This is a genomic window from Rheinheimera nanhaiensis E407-8, assembly GCF_000296695.1.
Lineage (GTDB): Bacteria > Pseudomonadota > Gammaproteobacteria > Enterobacterales > Alteromonadaceae > Alishewanella > Alishewanella nanhaiensis.
Genome location: NZ_BAFK01000002.1, coordinates 265,746 through 288,364, shown reverse-complemented (window position 1 = coordinate 288,364; position 22,619 = coordinate 265,746). Strand labels below are relative to the sequence as shown.

The 22,619-nt window shown below is 50.5% G+C and carries 22 protein-coding genes and 1 riboswitch; of the genes, 12 read left to right on the top strand and 10 right to left on the bottom strand.

Annotation, left to right across the window (positions count from 1 at the left end; all coding sequences use genetic code 11):
- From RNAN_RS02935 to RNAN_RS02915, 5 genes are all read right to left on the bottom strand, one after another.
- Positions 1 to 386 (bottom strand): hypothetical protein (locus RNAN_RS02935; RefSeq protein WP_052027246.1); only part of this gene is annotated, 386 nt, incomplete at its 3' end.
- 190 nt (positions 387 to 576) lie between these two features.
- The gene (locus RNAN_RS02930) at positions 577 to 900 is read right to left on the bottom strand and encodes a hypothetical protein (protein ID WP_008218608.1); all 324 of its coding nucleotides are present in this window, start codon (positions 898 to 900) and stop codon (positions 577 to 579) included.
- A 135-nt stretch (positions 901 to 1,035) separates the two neighbouring features.
- Entirely contained in the window at positions 1,036 to 1,458 is a 423-nt protein-coding gene (locus RNAN_RS02925; RefSeq protein WP_008218607.1) for a GNAT family N-acetyltransferase, read from the bottom strand.
- Positions 1,459 to 1,570: 112 nt separating this feature from the next.
- Positions 1,571 to 1,876: a hypothetical protein gene (locus RNAN_RS02920; protein WP_008218606.1), complete on the bottom strand. Its 306-nt coding sequence runs from the start codon at positions 1,874 to 1,876 to the stop codon at positions 1,571 to 1,573.
- A 153-nt stretch (positions 1,877 to 2,029) separates the two neighbouring features.
- A complete protein-coding gene (locus tag RNAN_RS02915; RefSeq protein WP_008218605.1) occupies positions 2,030 to 2,962 on the bottom strand; it encodes a DUF3667 domain-containing protein in 933 nt (310 codons plus the stop codon).
- A 208-nt stretch (positions 2,963 to 3,170) separates the two neighbouring features.
- Between RNAN_RS02915 and RNAN_RS02910 the strand changes: the two genes are divergently transcribed.
- The 6 genes from RNAN_RS02910 to RNAN_RS02885 are packed head-to-tail and all read left to right on the top strand — an operon-like array spanning position 3,171 to position 10,320.
- Entirely contained in the window at positions 3,171 to 4,439 is a 1,269-nt protein-coding gene (locus tag RNAN_RS02910) for an efflux RND transporter periplasmic adaptor subunit (RefSeq protein ID WP_008218601.1), read from the top strand.
- Between the two features lie 24 nt (positions 4,440 to 4,463).
- Complete coding sequence (locus RNAN_RS02905; protein ID WP_008218599.1) at positions 4,464 to 5,162, top strand: ABC transporter ATP-binding protein; 699 nt, start codon at positions 4,464 to 4,466, stop codon at positions 5,160 to 5,162.
- Between the two features lie 10 nt (positions 5,163 to 5,172).
- A complete protein-coding gene (locus RNAN_RS02900) occupies positions 5,173 to 6,474 on the top strand; it encodes an ABC transporter permease (RefSeq protein WP_040551557.1) in 1,302 nt (433 codons plus the stop codon).
- A gap of 5 nt (positions 6,475 to 6,479) precedes the next feature.
- Complete coding sequence (locus tag RNAN_RS02895; protein WP_008218594.1) at positions 6,480 to 7,673, top strand: FtsX-like permease family protein; 1,194 nt, start codon at positions 6,480 to 6,482, stop codon at positions 7,671 to 7,673.
- A gap of 3 nt (positions 7,674 to 7,676) precedes the next feature.
- Positions 7,677 to 8,999 carry a sigma-54-dependent transcriptional regulator gene (locus RNAN_RS02890; RefSeq protein WP_008218592.1) on the top strand — a complete coding sequence of 441 codons (1,323 nt, stop codon included), beginning with the start codon at positions 7,677 to 7,679 and terminating at the stop codon, positions 8,997 to 8,999.
- Entirely contained in the window at positions 8,986 to 10,320 is a 1,335-nt protein-coding gene (locus RNAN_RS02885; RefSeq protein WP_008218590.1) for a sensor histidine kinase, read from the top strand. The genes RNAN_RS02890 and RNAN_RS02885 overlap by 14 nt, the downstream gene beginning before the upstream one ends.
- A gap of 34 nt (positions 10,321 to 10,354) precedes the next feature.
- On the opposite strand, the gene RNAN_RS02880 is transcribed toward RNAN_RS02885, so the two are convergent.
- A complete protein-coding gene (locus RNAN_RS02880) occupies positions 10,355 to 10,681 on the bottom strand; it encodes a DUF1840 domain-containing protein (RefSeq protein ID WP_052027245.1) in 327 nt (108 codons plus the stop codon).
- Between the two features lie 82 nt (positions 10,682 to 10,763).
- On the opposite strand from RNAN_RS02880, the gene glpK reads away from it, so the two are divergent.
- The 3 genes from glpK (at position 10,764) to RNAN_RS02865 (ending at position 13,608) form a co-directional block, all read left to right on the top strand.
- Positions 10,764 to 12,260 (top strand): glycerol kinase GlpK, encoded by a 1,497-nt coding sequence (gene glpK, locus RNAN_RS02875; protein WP_008218585.1) that lies wholly within the window; start codon positions 10,764 to 10,766, stop codon positions 12,258 to 12,260.
- Between the two features lie 46 nt (positions 12,261 to 12,306).
- The gene (locus RNAN_RS18595; RefSeq protein ID WP_008218584.1) at positions 12,307 to 12,942 is read left to right on the top strand and encodes a pyroglutamyl-peptidase I; all 636 of its coding nucleotides are present in this window, start codon (positions 12,307 to 12,309) and stop codon (positions 12,940 to 12,942) included.
- Positions 12,943 to 13,022: 80 nt separating this feature from the next.
- A riboswitch (cyclic di-GMP riboswitch) is annotated at positions 13,023 to 13,118 on the top strand.
- 118 nt (positions 13,119 to 13,236) lie between these two features.
- Complete coding sequence (locus RNAN_RS02865) at positions 13,237 to 13,608, top strand: DUF3718 domain-containing protein (RefSeq protein ID WP_008218583.1); 372 nt, start codon at positions 13,237 to 13,239, stop codon at positions 13,606 to 13,608.
- 59 nt (positions 13,609 to 13,667) lie between these two features.
- Here RNAN_RS02865 and RNAN_RS02860 read toward each other — a convergent pair whose 3' ends face one another.
- From RNAN_RS02860 to RNAN_RS02845, 4 genes are all read right to left on the bottom strand, one after another.
- Positions 13,668 to 14,222, bottom strand: a complete 555-nt coding sequence (locus tag RNAN_RS02860) for an MgtC/SapB family protein (protein ID WP_008218582.1) — start codon at positions 14,220 to 14,222, stop codon at positions 13,668 to 13,670.
- A gap of 9 nt (positions 14,223 to 14,231) precedes the next feature.
- Positions 14,232 to 14,477, bottom strand: coding sequence for a DUF1289 domain-containing protein (locus RNAN_RS02855; protein WP_008218580.1), 246 nt, complete (start codon positions 14,475 to 14,477; stop codon positions 14,232 to 14,234).
- A 10-nt stretch (positions 14,478 to 14,487) separates the two neighbouring features.
- Entirely contained in the window at positions 14,488 to 16,245 is a 1,758-nt protein-coding gene (locus RNAN_RS02850; RefSeq protein ID WP_008218578.1) for a potassium/proton antiporter, read from the bottom strand.
- 167 nt (positions 16,246 to 16,412) lie between these two features.
- Positions 16,413 to 16,760, bottom strand: coding sequence for a P-II family nitrogen regulator (locus RNAN_RS02845; protein WP_008218575.1), 348 nt, complete (start codon positions 16,758 to 16,760; stop codon positions 16,413 to 16,415).
- 254 nt (positions 16,761 to 17,014) lie between these two features.
- On the opposite strand from RNAN_RS02845, the gene RNAN_RS02840 reads away from it, so the two are divergent.
- The 3 genes from RNAN_RS02840 (at position 17,015) to RNAN_RS02830 (ending at position 22,614) form a co-directional block, all read left to right on the top strand.
- A complete protein-coding gene (locus RNAN_RS02840) occupies positions 17,015 to 20,188 on the top strand; it encodes an amidohydrolase family protein (protein ID WP_008218573.1) in 3,174 nt (1,057 codons plus the stop codon).
- Positions 20,189 to 20,785: 597 nt separating this feature from the next.
- Entirely contained in the window at positions 20,786 to 22,267 is a 1,482-nt protein-coding gene (locus tag RNAN_RS02835; protein WP_008218571.1) for a DUF1538 domain-containing protein, read from the top strand.
- A complete protein-coding gene (locus RNAN_RS02830) occupies positions 22,264 to 22,614 on the top strand; it encodes a P-II family nitrogen regulator (protein ID WP_008218570.1) in 351 nt (116 codons plus the stop codon). Before RNAN_RS02835 ends, RNAN_RS02830 begins: the two co-directional genes overlap by 4 nt.
- The last annotated feature ends 5 nt before the right edge of the window (positions 22,615 to 22,619 follow it).

Here is a 22,619-nt window from a genome sequence, read left to right as displayed (position 1 = left end):
TATTGACCTGTGACCAGGCTGACACAGAATATTGAACACCCTCGTAACATTGGTACGATAACGTTTAATTGTGGTGGCAATTGCAGAAGAAAATAAACATTCAATAGAACCAGCGGAGCAAGCAACAACAAGTAAAATTTATCGTCAGGCCTGTTGAATAAAAACTTACATACATAAGCTAACAGCAAAAAAGCTACAGCCAACGGAACCGCAATAGTAAAGAAATCGAGCACAACAAAAGCGAATAGATCTGAAATTTTTGTTAGCGTTTTTAAAATTTCTGCAGGCACAGATACTGCTGCACCATACCCAACAATAACAACCGATGCAAATGCCAGTGCAATACCTAAAATTACCGCCATCAAATAACTTTTAAAGTTAACCATCTACTAACTCCTTGTATGCCTAAAACTTATTCGGCGGAAAAAATTCATATTTAAATACGGATTTTTCCGCCATTGTAAATTTAATGTATAAGACTTTACTTCGTTTATTGATAACTTACAACAGGTTATAGGTACATTCGGATTTAGAGAGGCAGGTCCGATTGTTGCAACACTAAACAACAAAACCGGTTTATAGCCGGCTTTGTTGTTTAGATGTTATCGCCGTTACCTTGCCCGCTTGCAGGCTTACTGATACTAAAAACTGCCCGCCCATATCGCCCTGTAGGCGGTACGACCAGGTTTCTATCGTCTCGCCTTTAACCGGCTCGCCGGTATCCACACCCAGCGTTTCAATATCTTTACTTACCGGCTCACCGGCCAGTGATAACAGCTCGATGCGGTTCATGCCGCAGCGTAATAACTTGCCGTTATCCAGCCGAAAGCCACAGGCTAAGGCGTTGTTGCTAAATATCAATAATGTCAGGCTGATAGCCAGGCCAATAATCAGTTTCATCTGTGTTCTCCTGTAATTATGTTTGCTGATTAAAGTGGCACAAATTAACTTAACCTTGTGTTAATTTACCAAGTATTTACACAACTGTTATGTAAAGAGTTTCAATTCAATTACCCGCAGCAGAGAAATAAGCCGTTACTCAATTTCCCGGCTCATATAACAAAAGCGCTCGTCTTCGTTGATGACTGCAAACCCCTCACGCTTATACAAATTAACCGCAGGGCTGATGTTAAATACCCTAAGTTTCAATATTGGACAGCGATTGTGTTTAGCCAGCCGCACTGCCTCAGCAAGGGCAATAGCGCCAATACCTCGATTCTGATAAGCCCTATCTACTTGCAAATCACGTAGCCAGCATTCTTCTGCGTTAAAAGATAAGCGCAAAACACCAACAACGTGCTGTTGCAGCACTATATCGAAATTAACCAGATCTCTGGTCATCTGCTCTATCTGTGTTTCATCCCAATCTACCGCATAGTGGGCATAATATGGCCGCATATTGTCCAGAGTAAACCTTGCTGCTTGCGTTAAATCGTTAGTAGGCTTAAAGCTAATCACAGTGGCAATCCCCAGAATTTATAATCTCAATGCTACAGTAGTAAAACCCTGCGCTCTTAGAAAAAACAAACGATACAGAGCATGTATATATCTGCCTTTATCTAGTGGCTTGCTAGCGTTTTATCTTCACATCCACATTATTTTTCTTGAAATACCAAAGCATTACCGGTATTTCGATAATGGCGTAAGTAATCAGGGTAAACCAAAACCAGTTAACGTCGGCGACAACCAGGCTAAATTGCTGACCGCTACCCCAATATTTAGAGCCAACAATAGCCAGCGCCAGGCCGGAGGCAAACAGGTCATAAAAAGAAATTTTATTAAAGCTATTGCCGGCCAGCTTGGGGTAAACCGAAAGATAAGCCACCAAAACAATAACGGCATTTAGTACGATTACCGATAATTCCATTGTTACCATGATTTAATCTGCCTTTACCTGAGAGCTGGCTTTCGTGCCTGCGGAAAATCTTCAACATCAACGATAGTGCTCACGCGGATGTCTACCCTTTGGAAATCTGCCCAACCAATATTCTGCATAGCGTGCACCGTCATACCTCACTTACCTCATAACTCAGGCCCATAAAATACTGAGAATAATCAGCCCCACCAGCGCGCTGACTGCCATCAGGTTATACACCGAGCTTACCAGCCAGAACTTTACTAAAGTTTTACCCCAGCTTTGCCGGTAGTAATACTTTTGGCACAGCAGTAAATACAGTGGTATCCACAGCAAGACGCCGTTAGCCAGCCACTTAATACTTTGCGACAGCCAGGCCAGGCTGATACTTTGCGCCAGCAGTTCCAGCGCCAGATAAAACACCGAAAACTGCAAAATAAAGCTGTGGCTGTGCAGCGCGACGATTAAATGCTCCATGTAGTAACGCTCAGAGCGCAGATAAACCAGCTTTAGCAGCAGCGCAAACAGCGGCAGTAGCAACAGCATCATCTGTGGCGCCAGGCTAAAAAACTTATTCACCGCCTGTTTGGGGTTAGCACTTAACTGGGCAATTTTGCGCTCAAACTCGCTATTGGTCTCGGTTGATAACAATGGCAGCGCCATACCCTGATCCTTGGCTTCGGTCTGCATCTGACTGAACAGTTCCTGCTTAAACTGCTCTGGCGAGACAGGTTCACCACTGACGACTGAAGGTAGCTCTTCGTTAGCGTTATTAATGTTTACCCCGTTGTTTGGCAATAACTTTGCCAGCAGCAAAAACGCGATTATCGAGGTAAATAAATACAGCCGCAGCGGCGGCACATAAGGCACCCGATGGCCGCTAACATAACGCCGGCTTAAATAACCGGGGCGAAACCACAGCGGCAGTAAAGTACGCCACACCCGGGTGTCCCAGTTACTGAACTCACCAAAGAACTCTGTCACCACACCACTGACATTACGGATATAGCTTTTCTTTTCCTGGCCACACTGATGGCAAAAATCACCCTGTAAGGTGGTAAAGCAGTTATCGCATTGACGAGCCAAAGTATCCATATTGTTGTTCACGCTTCTTATTCCTGCGTTGATTCTACGTTAAGCAATTGTTTTAGCAATAGTTGTCCGCAGCACGGCAACGGACACTAAAACTGTCCGCGGACAGCATAAACTCTAACGCCAAACTTAACTTAGCTAACAAATTCAATAAGTTAAGTTTTGGCATTAAAGCTGCTATATCAAAGCAGACGCTGCAACAACAGAAAAGCAAGGACAAAACATGATCCAGGGTACAGCACAGCAAGACCATATTATTGCGCGGCCGGCAAAACCGGTTTGGCGCCGCTATCTGCCGCTGGCAGCAGCCGGCACAGCGCTGGCGCTATTGGCCGTTTTGCTGTTTCAGGCCACCGGCCAAAGCGCCAGCCTGGTGCTACCGCGCGCTCAGCTGCAGTTTGCTACCGTGCAGCGCGGCGATTTAGTGCGTGATATCGCAGTACAAGGCCGTATTGTCGCGGCTAACGCCCCCACCCTGTACAGCCAGGAAACCGGTCAGGTGCAATTATTTAAACAGCCGGGCGAAGCCGTAACCTTAGGCGACTTACTGGCCAGAATTAGCAGCCCCACGTTACAGAACGATTTACAACAGCAACAGGCGGTGTTGGCCAGTATGCAAAGTGAGGCCGAGCGTGCGGTGTTGGCGGCGCGCGAGCAGCAGCTGGATATTGAGCAGGTAATGAACAACGCCCAGGTAAACCTGCTGGCGGCAAAGCGCGAGCTGGCGCGGGCCACACAGTCGATAGAGATGGGCGTGATCCGCAAGCTCGACTTTGATATTGCCAAAGATAATCTGACTAAAGCAGAGCTGGAATTTGACCACGCCAAACGTAAAGTGGTGCTGGCTAAAGACAAGCTGAGCTTCGAGCAGCGCTCGCGCGAGCAGGATATTCACCGCCAGCAATTGGTGGTAAGTGAGCTTGAGCGCAAAGTGGCTGCGCTTGATATTACTGCCCCTGTTACCGGCCAGTTGGGCAACTGGTTAGTCGAGCAGCAAAGCCATGTGCTACCCGGCCAGCCGCTGCTGACCGTAATCGACTTAAGCCAGTACGAGGCCGAACTGGCGGTACCGGAAAGCTACGCCCGCGACTTAGCGCCCGGCCAACAGGTTGAAGTGACATTAGGTAATCAGCAGCTAAGCGGCAGCATCAGCACTATAGCGGCTGAGGTGCGCAACAATCAGGTTAGCGCCAGAGTACGCTTTAACGAGGCCGACAGCACCGCCCTGCGCCAGAGCCAGCGTTTAACCGCCCGGGTTATTCTGGAACACAAGCAGAATGTATTGAAAATTGCCCGCGGCGACTTTGTCAGCTCCGGCGGTGGCCGTCAGGCCTATCAGGTGCTGGATAACCAGGCACTGCGCAAAAATATCGAGCTGGGCGCCTTGTCGGTGCAATGGGTAGAGATTTTAAGCGGCGCCACTGAAGGCGAACAATGGGTTATTTCCAGCTTAAGTGAGTTTAAAGATCTGGACAGAGTAAACCTGAACTAACGGTTAGCAAAAAAGGACTACAAAATGATTAAGTTAAGCAATTTAAGCAAGATTTTCCGTACCGAACTAATTGAAACCCATGCCCTGCGCGAGGTAAACCTGCAGGTAAACGAAGGCGAGTTTGCCGCCCTGACCGGCCCGTCCGGCTCGGGTAAGTCTACACTGCTGAATATCCTTGGCACGCTGGAGCACTTTGACAGCGGCGATTATTTACTCGATGGCCAGTCGGTTAAAGGCTTATCCGATGCAGCCTTATCTAAACTGCGCAATGAAAAAATCGGCTTTATCTTTCAAAGCTTTAATCTGATAAAAGACTTTAGCATCTATGACAATATCGAACTGCCGTTACGTTATCGCGGCTTTAATGCCGCCGAGCGTAAACGCCGTATTGAGCAGGCATTAGAGCTGGTAGGCCTGCATGCCCGGCGCGATTATTTGCCGGGCCAGCTCTCTGGCGGCCAGCAGCAGCGCGTCGCTATTGCCCGCGCCATTGCCGGTGAGCCGCGCATTTTGCTGGCTGACGAACCCACCGGTAACCTGGATTCATTAATGGCACGGCAGGTGATGGAACTGCTGGAAAAAATTAACCAACAAGGCTGCACCATTTTAATGGTGACGCATGACCCGGATCAGGCGCGCCGCGCCGGGCGGCATATTCAGATCATCGATGGTCAGCTGCACGACAGCACCTTGTATGAGCCGCTGGCAGCACATAGCGCATAAGGTAAAGCAAATGGAACAGTTTATTTATTATCTGAAAGTCAGCCTCAAAGGCATTAAGCGTGCGCCGCTGCCCTATGCGCTGACTATTTTTATTTTAAGCGTGGGTCTGGGGGTATTTTTTGCCAATGCCACTTTCTACTATCAGTTAAACAGCGACCCCTTGCCACATAAAAGCGACAAGCTGTTTTTTCCGATGATAAATCTGGTGCCTTATCAGTGCACTACAGATTGCCGCACACCGCGGGTTTTAAGTTACAGTAATGTGCAAAAGCTCAGCCAGTCAGGCATTCCCACTCAGGCTGCCGCCATGTACAGTGCAGACGGTTACCTGCGTGTAAACGCCGACCAACCGCCATTGCCGGTCAGCATCCGCCTAACTCAGCGCGATTTTTTCACAATGTTTGAGGTGCCGCTGCTGCATGGCAGTATCTGGCCTGATAACAGCGCCCGCCTCGAAGTGATTTTAACCCGGGCCAGTGCGGAAAAACTGTTTGGCCGCACTGAAGTGATAGGTGAAACCCTGCTGCTGGATGACCGCAATGTTACGGTCAGCGCGGTACTGGATAGCTGGCAAATGCTACCCCGGCTGTATGACGCCAACAACCGCAATCATTTAACTGATGCTGACGATATCTATCTGCCACTGGAAACCGGCTATGACATGAATTATTTGTCAAACAGCCAGTCATCCACCTTTGATGATACCGACTATCGCCAGTTAAGCACCCAGGGCCGCACCGGTGCCCTGCATCAGCTGCAATACTGGGTACAGCTGGATACGCCGGCACAACAGCAGGCGTATCGTCAGTTTATGCACAATCTGGTGATGGATGAAAAAGCGGCCGGCCGCCACCCGTCAGAGCCAAATAACCAACTGGTCGCGATGCAGGATATTGTCAGCTACTTTGGTGGCGACAGTAGCGACATTAAGGCCTTTGCTTTAGTTACGCTGTTGTTTTTGCTGGTGTGTCTGTTTAATGCCAGCCACTTATCGTTAAACCGCTATTTAAGTAACCAGTATGAGTTTAGCCTGCGCCGCGCGCTGGGCGCCAGCCGCAGCCAGTTACAACTGCAGATGCTGGTCGATGTGTTGCTGATGGCCAGCTTTACCATTGCCGGTGCCCTGCTTACCGGTTATGCCGGTATCAAGCTGATGAACCAGCTGTTACCTGCCAACCGTTTGTTTTCAGACTGGGATCTGCCCTTGCTACTGGGCCTGCTTGCCATCGCCGTTGTCTGCAGCTATCTGGTCACCTTATATCCGTCGCTTCGCGCCTCTTTTGGTACGTTAAATCAGCAGCTTAAGGAATAACCCTCATGTCTTTCTATTTACTGATAAAAGGCCTACTCAGCCGTAAGGTGGTCACCGCCCTGCTATTACTGCAGCTGGCCATGACACTGGCGCTGCTGTTAAACAGTATATTACTGGCACAACAAACTCATCAGCAGCTAAACCAGCCTACCGGATTAGATCTGAACAATATCGTGCTGGTGCAACTTAAACCCACTACGGCCTCGCTGCGGGTGTATCCGGCACTGGAAGAGTTACTCAACCGGCAACTGGCAGCTGTTAGTGCCTTACCTGGCGTGGTTGCCGCAGCTTATTCTAACCAGTCGGCAATCCTGCAGGGCGGTAATAACGGCAATGTCTATCTGGACGGTGAAGAAGGCCGCAGCAATCAACCATCGGTGCCCATGTATTTTGTCTCAAAAGACTTTTTCCACGTGTTCGACAGCAAGTTACTGCAAGGCGAACTGCCACAGCAGTCGGTATCGCTGGATAACCCGGTACAGCCGGATGTGGTGATAACACAAAGCCTGGCCAGACAGTTATTTGCTGACAAACCGGCTATTGGCCAGCAGCTTAACCGCGGCCGGTTGGCTGCAGTTATCTCTGACTTTTACGGCCAGCGCAGCGGCACTAATGTGATGTTTAACAGCATCCAGGTTGCCCCCCCCTTTGGCGTAGACTGGGGCTACAGCATCTTACTGCGCACAGCCCCCGGCCGCGCTGATGCAGTCAGGCAGCAACTTGTTCAGACGTTACGTGCCGTTGAGCCAAATATAGAAATATTTCATATCCGCACCCTTGCAGAGCAGCATCAGCGCTTGTACCGCAACGAATATGGTCTGGCGATGTTACTGGCCATCTTAAGCGCCTTAATGTTGCTGGTCACTATGGTGTCCAGTTACAGCAGTACCTATTTTCATGCTTTAAAACGCCAGCAGGAAATTGGCATTAAACGAGCGTTAGGTGCCAGCAAAAACACTATTTTTATCGAACTGCTAAGTGAAAACTGGCTTTGCACCGCTGTCGGCGCCCTGCTCGGTGTTATGCTGGCGCTACTGCTAAACCAGGCGCTGGCGCAGGTGATCTCAATACCGGCACTTAGTGGCTATTTACCGCTAATTACCATAGCGGTGTTACTACTTTGTGTCACGGTAGCAACATGGTATCCTGCGGCCATTGCCACCCGGGTATCACCGGCCACTGCCACTAAAGCCTTATAAAACATGCTGAAATTATTGGTGATTGACGATAATCAACCGATTTGCCAGGCGCTGCAAACCCTGTTCGCGCTGCAGGGTTACCAGGTGCTGTGCGCCGGCTCGCCCGAGCAGGCCTGGCAGCTATTGGCAGCACACCAGATTGAGCTGATTTTGCAGGACATGAACTTCAGCGCCGGCCAGATGCAAGGTGAGCAGGGTAAAACCTTGTTTTACCAGCTACGCCAGCAGTATCCGGACATTCCTATTGTACTGATGACCGCCTGGACTCAGCTGGAAATGGTGGTCGAGTTGGTAAAAGCCGGCGCTACAGATTACATCGCCAAACCCTGGGATGATCAGCGTCTGCTGCTTACCGTAGCCAATGCGCTAAAGCTGCAGCAACTGACGCTGCAGCAGCAAAAGGCCGAGCAGGCACGCCATAGCAACTTTGCCGGTAAAGACTTATGCGGCCTGGTGTTTGCCAGCAGCCAGATGCAACAGTTATTACAGATGACACTGCAACTGGCGCCGTCAAACGCCGCAGTGCTAATAACCGGCCCCAATGGGGCCGGCAAAGAAGGCATTGCCAATGTGCTGCATGCCAATTCCAACCGGCGCGATAAAGCCTTTATCAAACTGAATATGGGTGCGCTGCCAAGCGATTTAATGGAAGCTGAGCTGTTTGGTGCCGAAGCCGGTGCCTATAGTGGCGCCACTAAAACCCGTATTGGCCGCTTTGAGGCCGCCGACGGTGGCAGCCTGTTTTTAGATGAAATTGGCAATTTGTCGCTGGCCGGTCAGGCCAAGTTGCTGCGTGTACTGCAAACCGGCGAGTTCGAGCGCTTAGGTTCAAGCCTCACGCGCAAAGTGGATGTTCGGCTTATCAGTGCCACCAATACCGATTTAACAGCGGCGATAGGCCGCGGCGAATTTCGCCAGGATTTATACTACCGCATTAATGTGGTGCAGCTGGCGTTACCGGCCCTGGCCGAGCGTAAAGACGACATACTGCCATTGGCACGGCTGTTTTTAGCCGCTAAAAAAGCCCTAAGCAGCGAGGCTGAGCAGCTGCTGCAAAGCTACAGCTGGCCGGGCAATGTGCGCGAGCTGCAAAATGTTTGTCAGCGCGCCTTGTTATTAAGTCGCAGCAATGAGATCAGTAGCCAGGATCTGGGCTTACCTGATGTGGTAAGTGGCAAGCGGGCACTGGACGATATTGACCGCGCAGCACTGGAGCAGGCGCTACGGCAAGCCGGTGGTGTGGTATCCCGCGCGGCAAAGCAGCTGGGCATTAGCCGCCAGGCCTTGTACCGGCGCATGGAGTATTACGGCATTGCCGCGCCCTAACCGCCAATACGTTGCCAAAGCACTGCGCCTGGGCAGCCAACGGCGGCTTGACCTTGTATGTCTGGCGCTAACCCTGCTGTTACTTGTGTTGCAACAGCAGTTTTACACAGCTGACTGGCGCCTCAGTGCCAGTATTATTGCTGCCGGCATTGTACTGGCGTTGTTACAACGGTGGGCAATGGCGCCGCTATGGCGCGAAGTGAACGCCGTTAACCTGCATGCACAAAACCTGCAGGATGGCAGCTTTAATACCAACGCCAATCAGCTTGTTGTACACGAGTTAAGCGCGCTGGCCGGCAGTTTAAACTTGATGTCAGCCCAGCTGCGAAAAGAGCGTGCCACGCTGTACCAGCGCGAATTACTGCTGGACACCGTGTTACAAAGCAGCCCCAGTGCGCTGCTACTAACCGACCGGCAAGATATTATCCTGATGAGTAACCCTGCAGCGCGCCAATTGCTAAGCCAGGGTAAAGCTTTCGACGGTGCCAGGCTTAACACTGTACTTAGCGCCCACCCGCTATTGGCGAAGGCTATAGCCGCCAAACAGCAAGGCCTGCTGCATTTGCCCGATAACAGCATCTGGCATTTGTCGCTCAGTCAGTTTCAGTTAAATCAGCAGCATCATCAGCTTATTTTACTCAAACCAATGACACGGGAAATTCAGCGTGAGGAGCTAAACGCCTGGAAAAAATTGCTAAGAGTCATAGGCCACGAGCTGAATAATACCCTGGCGCCGCTGTCATCGCTGGCGTTTAGCGGTGAGCAGCGTGCCAGAGCCTTACAACAAAACGAACTGGCAGGCCTGTTTAGCACCCTCAGCGAGCGCAGCCAGGCACTTAACCAATTTGTGCAGGGCTATATACAGTTTGCCAAACTACCCCGCCCCAACCTTAGCCCGGTTAACTGGCCCAGACTGGTTAATCAGTTACAGGATTTATACGAGTTTGAGCTGAGCGGCGAGTTGCCCATGCGCACCTGGCAAGCCGATGCGCAGCAGTTGCAGCAGGCGTTGCTGAATATTATTAAAAATGCCCATGAGTCTGGCTCAGCGCCACATCTTATCAGCCTTAGCTTTAGCGAGCAGGCTACAGAGCTGTTAATCTGTGTGCGCGATAATGGTGGTGGCATGAGTGACGAGCAGCTACAACATGCGCTGGTGCCGTTTTACACCAGTAAAACCGGTGGCTCGGGCATAGGCTTAAGTTTATGCCGCGACATTATAGAAGCACACGGCGGTAGTATCCAACTAAGTAATATCTGGCTTGGCAATACCCAAAGCGGGCTACAGGTGCAGCTCAGCCTGCCGGCCCGGCCAAACTGATCACAGCCTAGCGACAGGCTGTCAGCACACTAAGTTATTGCCACAGCACCGGGGAGTGTTTTTTCGCCGCTTTTTCCAGTAACTGCAATAAAGGCTGCGCCCGCACCGTTAGCGCAATGCTGCGCTTTTGTGCAGCGTCCTGATGAGGATCCTTGTCATGGTTAGCCGATTCAGCCTGTTGGCGGGCAACATACTGCGCCAGTGCAGCGCGCAGCGCTTCAAGCGCCGGTGTGACATCCTCAGCATATAAAGCAGAAGGCACTTTATCATCGCGCCCCATCATCTTCAGCAGCGTCAGGGCAATGTCACCGGTATAGGTCACATCACCACTGGCTTTGGTTTTAAACGTTACTATCATCATGGCCTCCGCTTTACTGATAGGCAGTGTAGCCGTTTGCTGCTAGGCTAAACAATAACTAAAGCAAAAGGTTAAGCGTTACACCATGCCAGACTATCTGATTGCCATAGACCAGGGCACCACCTCCAGCCGCGCCATAGTGTATAACCGCCAGCTTGAGGTGGTGGCACAAGCGCAGCAGGAAATTAGCTTACATTACCCCAAGCCTGGTTGGGTAGAACAAGACCCTGAGCAGCTGTGGCAAAGTGTCGTCAGCTGCATTCGTCAGGCTCTTGAGCAAGCTACACTGAGCGCAGCCGATATTGCTGCTTTAGGCATAACGAATCAGCGGGAAACTACCGTTTTATGGCATAAAGACAGCGGCCACTGCGTATATCCGGCCATTGTCTGGCAAGACAGGCGCAGTGCCGATTATTGCCAGCAGTTCAAAACCAGCGGCCAGGAGCCGCTGCTGCAGCAAAAAACCGGCCTGTTAGCCGACCCGTATTTCTCTGCCACTAAACTACGTTGGCTGCTCGATCACGTGCCCGATGCACGCCAGCAAGCACAGCGTGGCGAGTTGTGTTTTGGTACCGTCGACAGCTATCTGCTGTGGCGCCTGACCGGCGGTAAAGTGCATGCCACCGATGCCAGCAATGCCAGCCGCACCCTGCTGTTTAACCTGCAACAGCAAGACTGGGATGACGAGCTGTTAACGCTGTTTAGTATCCCGCCGCAGCTGCTACCAAGCATTAAGGATAATGCCAGCTTGTTTGGCCATACCAGCGCAGAACTGTTTGGCACTGCCATACCGATATTAAGCATGATTGGCGATCAGCAAGCGGCACTGCTGGGCCAGGCCTGCACCGAGCCTGGTATGAGTAAAAGCACCTATGGCACTGGCTGCTTTACGGTGGTCAATACCGGTAAAAAGGTGCTACGTAGCCAGCATAAGTTATTAAGCACCCTAGCCTGGCAACTTAACGGCCAGGCGACCTATGCACTGGAAGGCAGCATTTTTATGGCCGGCGCCACGGTGCAGTGGCTACGCGACAAGCTGGGTGTGATACAAAAGGCCAGTGACACAGAACACCTGGCCAGCCAAAGCTATTATCAGCAGTCGGAACTACTGATCCCGGCCTTTACCGGCCTGGGTGCGCCCTACTGGCAGCCTGAGGTAAGAGCGGCACTGCTTGGCATGACACGCGACAGCGGTGCGCCACAACTTTGTGCCGCGGCACTATTAAGCGTGGCCTATCAAAGCCAGGATTTACTTAAGGCGATGCAAAGTGATGGCATTAATATTAGCCAGCTGCGGGTTGATGGCGGCATGACGGTAAACCAATGGTTTTTGCAGGCGCTGGCCGATATCTGCCAGCTTAGGGTTGAGCCCGCTGCCAACAGTGACGCCACCGCACTGGGTGCCGCCTTTTTGGCGGCATTGCAGCTGGGCTGGTTTACAAAGCTAACGGACATCAGCCAGGTATGGCGCGCTGGCCAGAGGCTATCGCCACAGCTTAGCAATGACAGCGCACAGCAGTTGCAGCAGCGCTGGCAGCGCGCAGTGTCATCGCTACTGGTGCTGGATCTGGCAATACACTAACGGCTGTAGTATGTTAACAGCGCTAAGCTGAAGGAGCAGAACGCCGATGCGTACCATACTACTTGCCGCGTTGGATGCGGCCAGCCCACAGGATAAGCACACCTTATTTAATGCGTTAACACCGCTGGTGAAGACTGGCAGCACTGACGGCTATCAGCTGCAGTTAGCTGCACTGCCTTATGCATTTAAACGCAGTTTAGTCGTGCTGGAGCAGCTGATTACCCAGCATAAACCGGCGGTGCTGTTGCTGCTGGCACAAGATGCAGCACAAACACAAATCAGCCTGGAAAAGGTTGCGCTAAATATTAACCACTGCCTAAGCCCGGATCAGGATAACCAGATTGCCAAAGACAGCCTGACCGCACAACATGGCCCGGCCGCTTACTTTAGCAACCTGCCGCTGGCAGCACTGGTCAGTACCTTGCAACAGCAACAGATCCCGGCTCAATTGTCTTATCATGCCGGCACTGGCGTCGCCAACCATGCTTATTATGGTTTAATGCACTATATCAAACATCAGAACACTAATTTACAGGGTGCTCTGCTAAAACTGCCGTTACTGCCAGAACAAGCTTGCCGCCTTGCCGGTGCTGCCAGCATGAGTGCGAAGCTTACCTGCGAGGCGCTAACACTGGTTACCCAGCAGTGCGCCAGCAACACTGCCGCCATCAGGGCTGTTTAGCTAAGCGATTAAAGTTAAAAATATTTTTGTTTTGCTGAAAATTTCGCTTGCATAAAAATTAAGCGCTTATTAGAATGCGCACGCTCGAAAGGCAAGTCACCCGAAAGGGTGAACACGCAAAGCTTCAGGTCTAAGGTTGTCAGTAAGCTGACTTCTACGATAGCTGGGCTGCCGTCGCTAAGTGCGATGTTTATTCTGCTCTGTCAGAGTTAAACGACATGCCTTATGTCCTTTCGTGTGTTGCAACAGTTGTTGTACTGATGATTGAACCTTAACTCATTTTGGAGCTTGAATATGAAAGCAAAATTATTCACTTTAGCCGCTGTTATCGCCACTACTTCATTTATCAGTGCTCCGGTTGCTGCCGACGACCAGTTAGCCATGTCTATCTGCTCTTACGTTGCTGCAGATAACAAAAATAACCTGCGCAAAGCCTTATCAGACAACCGTTTACGTCTGCGTAACGTTTACGATGGTATCGTATGTGACGGTTTACCACTGGTTCGCCACGCTATTAAGCACAACGCTGCAGACGCTGCCGGCTTTATTATCAGCCAGTTACCAGGCAGCCAGGTAGCCGCTTCAGGTGATATCGAGTGGGCCAATAGCAATGGTTTTGCCAGCTCGCCAATCATTAACACGATCAAAGAGCGTAGCGCCAGCTAATATACTGATTTTCATAAAAAAGGCGCTTTTATAGCGCCTTTTTTAATTGCATGCCGTTGTTAATGCGGGTCGTCAATATCCTGCTTTGCCGCAGCAACCTGATCCTCTTTCCGCCGGCCAAACAAACTCCCATTAGCCCGGTGCAACCATTCATTGTAAGTACGATGCACGCCACGGCGCATCGCTGACGATGAATTCTCCAGTATATCTATACCCACCAATACCGCCACCACCAGTACCGACAGTTTTATTGCTACCAGATCCTGGCCGATGCCAATACAGACACCAATAGCTGCCAGCACCCAAATCGTTGCAGCCGAGGTTACACCCAGTACCATGCCATCACGCGCCAGCATCACACCGGCACCTAAAAAGCCAACGCCGGTAATCACCTGGCCGATAATGCGTGACGGATCGGTCATATTGCTGTTCACCGACATCGACGCGGCAATAAACACATAGGTGCCCATCACAATAAGAATACTGGTACGTATACCGGCCGGTTTACCTCGTAGCTGCCGCTCCAGGCCAATAATAAAACCGCACAGTAATGCTGTACCCAGCTCAGTCCAGGCAAAAGGACTGATATTAAACACCAGCTGCCAGTCAACCATAGTTATTCCTTAACGGTTACGTACCTGTTGTTTTGCCGCCTGCCACTCGGCCTGAGTAATTGGGCTGGTAAGGCCTTCAATATCACCTGTGTGCTCAGCCTGACGTTTTCTTATAGCAACTTGTTGTAATATAGCCGCATTTTCATCATCTGTACGCCGGTTCCAGTCAACTATTTCGGTAATATGACGATAACAGCCAACACAGACTTTATCGGCGTTTAGCCGGCAACAGGCTACACAAGGTGATTCAATCACAAGATTTTTCTCATTCAGACACTGCGTTGTCTGCACCAGACGATGCCGTATCGGCCTCAGTCTGCGCAACAACATGCAGCAATACCGTAGTGACCCGCTCACCGACCATTTCGGCCACAGTAAACTGATACTGCTCTATGCTAAACTGTTGCTGTTCTGCCAGGGTGTCACCCAGTTGCTGTTTACACAATTGCTCCAGCGACATATCTGCATGGCTCAGAGCTAAATTAAAGCCAAAACACCAATCGATATCCATCAGCGTGCTGGTGCCTTTAAGTCTGAACTCAGTGGCTACTTTGGCCGGTTTGAAGCCTTTGTCGGCAAATACCTGCTCTACTATGGCTTTATAGTCGTTTTTCATCACCACAAACAGATGATCGTTGGCCTGCAACACCGTAGACCCGCGCGGCGGTATCACTTTTTCCTGCCGGGTAATCATCGCCACCACCACACCTTCGGGCAGTGCCATACGGGCTAAACGACGGTTGGCTGCCCGCGAGTTATCCGACAAGGTGTATTCAACAATCTCGGCGTCTACCTCACCTAATGAGGTAATCTCCAGTGTAGCTGGCGCTTTAGCCGGTAAGGGTTCAATCAATTTTAGCTTACGCGCCACCCAGGCCAAAGTTGAGCCTTGTAAGGTTGCCGAAATCAATACCACGAAAAACACCACGTTAAAAATCAGCTCGGCACTACCAAGACCAAACATCAGCGGAAAAATCGCCAGAATAATCGGCACAGAACCACGAAGCCCTACCCAGGATACCAATGTCATTTCGCGGCTGTTAAAACCGAACAGCTTTAGCACAGGTAGCACCGCAATAGGCCGGGCGACAAATACTAACACCGCGGCAATTAATAAACCCTGCCACCATACTGTAAGTAACGAACTAGGTGTAATTAACAAGCCCAACATAACAAACATGGTTATTTGGCTTAGCCAGGCCAGACCGTCGTGAAATAAAAATGTGGTGCGCTGAAATACAAAGCGGGCATTGCCGACAATAACACCGCAAATAAATACCGCCAAAAAGCCACTACCGCCCAGGTTGGCCGCCACACCAAACGCCAGTAAGCCCGCGGCCGTAACCATTATCGGATATAAACCACTGGCCTGCAGATGAATACGATTGATAATACTGATAATGCCGTAGCCAACTGCTAAGCCAATGATGGCACCCAGCCCCATTTGCAGCAAAAACAACTGCAACAAACCCACGCCAGGCTTTAGGCCGTTAACCAAAATTTCCAACAAACCTACAGTGAGGAAAATAGCCATCGGATCGTTCGAGGCGCTTTCTATTTCAAGAGTCGATTTAAGCCGGCTGTTAAGGTTAATACCGGCATTACGCAACAACGAAAATACTGCAGCCGCATCCGTTGAACCAACGATAGCGCCCAGCAGCAGACCTTCCAGTAAACTAATTTGCAGGATGTAACTGGCTGCGACACCAGTCGCCACGGCTGTAATCAATACACCCAGCGTGGCGAGTATAGAGGCAGGTTTCCACACCTGTTTAATTGACTGCACCGGCGTTTGTAAGCCGCCGTCAAACAAAATCAGTGCCAGTGCCAGCGTACCCAGCGCATGCGCTGCTTGCGGGTTGTCAAAGGCAATACGGCCAATGCCGTCCTCACCTGCCAGCATACCGACCAGTAAAAACAGCACCAGCATAGGTAAGCCAAGCCGGGCCGACAGTTTGCTGGATAAAATACCCAGCAAAATCAGAATAGCGGCCAGCATTATTAATTGGTCGACAACAAACATGATGATATGAGCTCTCGCTAAACAGAAAAGCGGCTGGCCTGCCAGCCTAAACTGGCAGACCTTTATGCTATGTCAATAACTTAGCGCAATAATAGCAATGACGCGGTCCGGCTGACCAGTACTAACAGATAAATTTGCCGGTTTGTCTGTTTAGGGCTAATGGTGGGTTACTCAACCGGAATGTTACGTTCCAGCGTGCGGATATGTTCAGTTAACCCTAGCGCACGTTCAACGTCCAGCATGATGGCAATGCCGGTATCCAGCTTTTCATCCAGCCCACCAATATCTACTATGGTTTCCAACACATGGTCGGCGCGGCGCTGCTCTACCAGCACCAGAATTACATCACGGGGGTTTAACAGCTCCAGACCAAAAATACCGATGGCTTTGCCAAGGCCCTGCCCTTTTGCACTGGAGATAATCGTCGCTCCCGTAGCACCAGCTTGCCGGGCGGCGTCCAGCAACTTGTCGGTTTTATCAATGTCGGTAAACACCATAATAAGTTTAAATTTCATCTCAGACTCCGCTTATGTGCCCTGTAAAATCTGTACCAGTTGCGGCTATATTACAAGACTGATTTCCTGAACCTTTGATCTGGCTCAGCAATATCCTTGCAAAGCAGTAAAATGCAACAATAGCGCACTTTGTCTCCTATGTAGTGACTTTCAGCGCACTGCAGCCAGCAAAAACTTAACTCTGCAACCAGTTTATGTCACTCTGGTAAGCCATATTCTGATAATAATAACAGCTCACCTCCAAGGAACCGATGATGAAAGCTTTTACACCCAGTCTGCTGGCACTGATGCTAAGCAGTTTTTTTCTGCATGCCGAAACCGACAAAGCCCCGGCCTGGAATGTTAACGCGCCGCAGGGCCAGTTTAATGAGGTTAATATTAAGGTTAACCAGGGCAGCTGGATGAACGTGGCAATAAGCCCGGATGGCAAGACAATCGCTTTTGACTTACTGGGCGATATCTACACCATGCCGGTGAGCGGCGGCCAGGCTAAACGCTTAACGCCGGACATTGGCTGGCAAATGCAGCCCACCTTTAGCCCGGATGGCAAATATATTGCCTACACCAGCGATGAAGGCGGCGGCGATAATATCTGGCTGATGAACGCTGACGGCAGCGACCAGCGCGCAGTCACTAACGAAACCTTCCGCCTGCTCAATAGCCCTGCCTGGAGCCCGGACGGCGAGTTTATTGTGGCGCGCAAGCACTTTACCGCCAGCCGCTCGTTGGGCGCCGGTGAGATTTGGCAGTACCATAAAACCGGTGGCAGCGGCATTATGCTGACCGAGCGGCCGAACGATCAAAAAGACTTAGGCGAGCCGGCATTTTCACCCGACGGCAAATACATTTACTTTTCACAGGATGACACACCGGGCAAAACCTTCCATTACAGCAAAGACTCCGAAAGCGGCATTTATAAAATAAAGCGCTTTGAGCGTGAAAGCGGCAAATGGGAAGTGGTATTAGACGGCGCTGGTGGCGCTATCCGCCCGACGCCGTCACCGGATGGCAAATATCTGGCCTATATCCGCCGGGTAGATTTTCAAAGCACGCTGTTTTTGTACGACTTGCAAAACGGTGAGCATATTAAGTTGTATGACGGCTTAGACCGCGATATGCAGGAAACCTGGGCTATTCATGGCGTTTATCCTACACTGGCCTGGACGCCGGACAACAAAGCGCTGTTGTTTTGGTCCGGCGGTGAAATTAAACAGCTCAGTGTTGCCGACAAAAAGCTGGCGACTGTGCCGTTTAGCGTAGATACCACTAAGCAAGTTCAAACCGCAGTACGGATAAAGCAAAACCTGGATCAGGAGCAGTTTGATACTAAGATGCTGCGCTTTGTGCAGGTATCGCCCGATGGCAAACAAGCGGTATTTACCGCGCTGGGGCATTTGTATATTACTGATGTGGCTAACCCCAAGCCAAGACGCTTAACCAAACAAAGCACCGACTTTGAATATTACCCGCAGTTCTCCCGTGACGGCAAAGAGCTGGTGTACGTCAGCTGGAATGATAACAGCCAGGGCGCGGTGAATATTCTGAATTTACGTAACGGCCGTATCAGCAAACTGACCAGCGAGCCGGGCAAATATGTCGAGCCGGTGTTCAGCCCGGATGGCAAAACCGTGGTGTACCGCAAAACCGGCGCCGGCAGCCTGTTACCCCGGCAGTGGTCGTTAAACACCGGCCTGTATAAAATCAGCCATAAAGGCGGCACGCCGGAGCTTATCAGCCGCAATGGCCGCGCGCCGATGTTTGCTGCTGCTAATGACGCCGTGTATGCGATGGACTATGGCAAAGCGCCCAGCCTGATCCGTATCGATTTAACCAAACACAGCCAGCAAACGCTGTACACGGCCAAATTTGGCACCGAGTTTAAACTGTCGCCAGATGGCAAATACCTGGCCTTTGCCGATCGCTTTAAAGTGTTTGTTACGCCCTTTACCGAGCGTGGCAGCGCTATTGATGTTAGCGGCAGCGATAAACAGTTTCCAGTAAAACAGCTGTCGGTGCGCGCCGGTGAATATATCAGCTGGGCCGGTGATAGCCGTCACCTGTACTGGAGCTTAGGGCCGGAGCTTTACCATGCCAGCATCGACGGCTTGTTTGGCTTTGACAGTAAAACCGACTTTGCCGCCAAAAATGGCGTTAACCTTGGCTTTAACGCTGCAGTGGACAGCCCACGCGGCACCGTGGCCTTTGTTGGCGGCCAGGTGATTACCATGAATGGCGATGAGGTCATTCAGGACGGCGTGGTCGTAGTTGAAAACAACAAGATTATCGCCGTAGGTAAACGGGCTGATATTGCCATTCCAGTCAAAGCAAAAGTGTTTGATATTACTGGAAAAACTATTATGCCGGGCTTATTTGATGCCCATGCCCATGGCAGCCAGGGCAGTAATCAGATCATCCCACAGCAAAACTGGCTGAATTATGCCTCGTTAGCTTTTGGCGTAACCGCCATTCACGACCCGTCCAATGATACCCGCGAAGTATTCGCTGCCAGCGAAATGCAAAAGGCCGGCCGCATTGCCGGGCCGCGTATTTTCTCCACCGGTACCATTTTATATGGCGCTGAGGGCGCGGGTTATACCTCGCATATCGACAGCCTGGAGGATGCCAAATTTCACTTAGAGCGCTTGCAAAAAGCCGGTGCTTTTAGCGTTAAAAGCTATAACCAGCCACGGCGCAACCAGCGCCAGCAGGTAATACAAGCGGCACGTGAGCTGAATATGATGGTGGTGCCCGAGGGCGGCTCGTTAATGCAGCATAACCTTTCCATGATAGTCGATGGCCACACCACCATAGAACACGCGCTGCCTGCGGCAAAAGTGTATGAGGATGTGAAACAGCTGTGGCAGGCCAGTGGCACCGCCTACACCCCAACGCTAAACGTGGCCTATGGCGGTATCTGGGGTGAAAACTATTGGTATGACAAAACCGAAGTGTGGAAACACCCCAAATTACGTACCTATGTGCCGATGGACCAGCTGGCGCCACGCAGTATGCGCCGGCCAAAAGCACCAGAGCATCACTACAACCATTTTAATGTGGTTAAAACCGCCAAAGAGCTGAGCGATGTTGGTGTAATAGCCAATATCGGCGCCCACGGCCAGCGCGAAGGCTTAGGCGCACACTGGGAAATCTGGATGTTCGCCCAGGGTGGTATGAGCCCGCTGGAAGCATTAAAAACCGCTACCATCAACCCGGCAAAAACCTTTGGTATGGACCATCAGCTAGGCTCGTTGGAAGTGGGTAAACTGGCTGATTTAATCGTGATTGACGGCAACCCGCTTGAAGATATCCGCCAAAGCGATCGGGTAACCCATACGATGGTGAATGGCCGTTTGTACGATGCCAATAGCCTCAACGAAATTGGCCTGCGTGAGGTAAAACGCCTGCCATTTGAGTTTGAACCGCGTTAATCGCCAAAAATGGGGTCAGAGAACTCTGACCCCATTTGCTAATGAAAACGCCCACTACCCGATTAAATTGTAAATATTTATTTATTAGCATTGCAAAAACCTTAACAGTTAAATACTGTGTCGCAGCAATATAACTAATTTAGGGATTTTATCTTGCGTATTCTTGTTACTACTATTGTCATTTTCATGCTAACTGCTTGTGCATCAACAGAAAAAGCTAGCTCAGAGGCGACACCTACCTCTACCGAGGCCACGACAGCCCCTCAAGCGGCTGCAGAGAACTCAGAGGAAGGCAGATTAGTGTGCCGTAATGAAAAAGTGATAGGTTCAAATAAAAAAGTGCGTACTTGCAGCAAAGTTGAAGGGAGCTAACCCTCCGCTGCACTGATTGTTAGCCTGTTAACTCAGGTTATGAAGATTCATATCATAACGTCGGCTAACTTGGTCATAATTGACTCTCTTTTACCTCGTCTTATGCGTTAAGGTTTATGCAGATAAACCTTAGCTTTAGGCACTTTATTTGTTCCTGATCAATCAGTTCCAGACAAAATAACCTATACTGTGTTGCAGTTTTAAACCTTAAGCCGTGGAGCCCCGGTGCTGTTACTGCAGCAGTTTCTGCATCAATTTTTACATGCGCTGAAAAACCTGCTGCCAATAGTGGCGGTGGTGCTGTTTTTTCAGCTGGCTATTTTTCAAACCCTACCGCCTGAGCCGCTTAGCATTATTATTGGCTTACTGATTGTTGCTATTGGTATAGCGCTGTTTTTACTCGGGTTAGATTTAAGCATTTTTCCGGTGGGTAAAAACCTGGCCAACCAATTTGCCCGCAAAGGCTCGCTGCCGCTGTTACTGCTGTTTGGCTTTGCTATCGGCTTTGCCGCTGTGATTGCCGAGCCGGCGTTGATTGCCGTAGCACAGCAGGCGCAGCTGATTAGCGAAGGCCGGGTTAATGGCTTAACGCTGCGCTTAATTGTGGCTTGCTCGGTCGGTATGGTGATGGCGCTGGGTATTTTGCGCATTATTTTAGGCTGGCCAATTCACTGGTTAATGATTGGTGGCTACATTCTGGTGCTTACCGTGACTTTTTTTGCCCCGGCCGAAATAGTCGGCCTGGCCTATGATTCCGGCGGCGTGACCACCAACATCGTCACGGTGCCGTTAATTGCCGCTCTGGGGTTGGGCCTGGCCAGCTCAATTAAAGGCCGCAACCCGTTGATGGATGGCTTTGGGCTAGTGGCACTGGCGGTGATGGTACCGATGATTAGCGTACAGCTGTACGGCATCTGGGTATATAACTACAGTACGGCGGCCACTGTTGTTGCCGCTGCGACAGAGGCGAAACCGGTATTTTGGTTGGTAAAAGCTCTCATCGATCTGGCCACTATGCTCAAAGACATTCTGCCCATGATGTTAGTGGTACTGGTGTTTCAGTATGTTATTTTGCGCCGGCCGCTGGCAAACCCAATCAAGGTGGTGCTGGGCTTTAGCATGGTGTTATTAGGGCTTTATGCCTTTGTGCTGGGGTTAAAACTGGGCCTGTTTCCGGTTGGCAGCCTGATGGCAGAGCAGCTGATTGCAAAAAACTATACTGCGCTTATTTTGTTGTTTGCTTTTATGATTGGCTTTGCCACCACCATGGCCGAGCCGGCACTTATTGCCATAGGCGAGCAGGCTGAGCAAGCATCGCCCGGTAAGCTCAAAGGCTCGGTGATCCGTTTTATCGTGGCACTGGGTGTCGCCATAGGCATTACCGTTGGCGTGTATCGTATTATCAGCGGCGACGCTATTCACTATTACATTATGGCCGGTTACCTGCTGGTGGTACTGCTAACCGCTCTGGCGCCGGCTTATATTACCGCACTGGCCTTTGACTTAGGTGGCGTTACCACCTCTGAGGTTACTGTACCGCTGGTGACCGCGCTGGGCATTGGCCTGGCCTCGTCAATTGAAGGGCGCAATGTATTAATTGATGGCTTTGGTCTAATCGCCTTTGCCTCTATCTTTCCTATTATTACCGTTATGTTGTACGCCATAGTGGTAGAGCAACTTATAAAACGCAGGAGTGTACCGGTATGAAATTTTCTGCCATTGTCGTGATTACCCCGGAAGAGCTGGAGCAAACGGCGATAGAACAAGCCCAGGCAACCGGCGCCACCGGCATTACTATTCTGAGCGGTAAAGGCATAGGGGGTGAGAGTAAAAAAACCTTTTTTGGTATGACCTTTGAAGGCAGCCAGTCGGTGTTACTGATGGTAGTCGCCAAGCATTTATCTTTGCCTATTTTAAAAAAGATGCAGGCTATTTTGCTTGAGGACGGTAAGTCACGCGGTATAGCGTTCACTGTGCCGATTGACCATCTGACCGGTATTGATATGAGCCAGATCATGAAATTTGAACAACATTTGCGCGAGCAAGACAACTAGGAGCA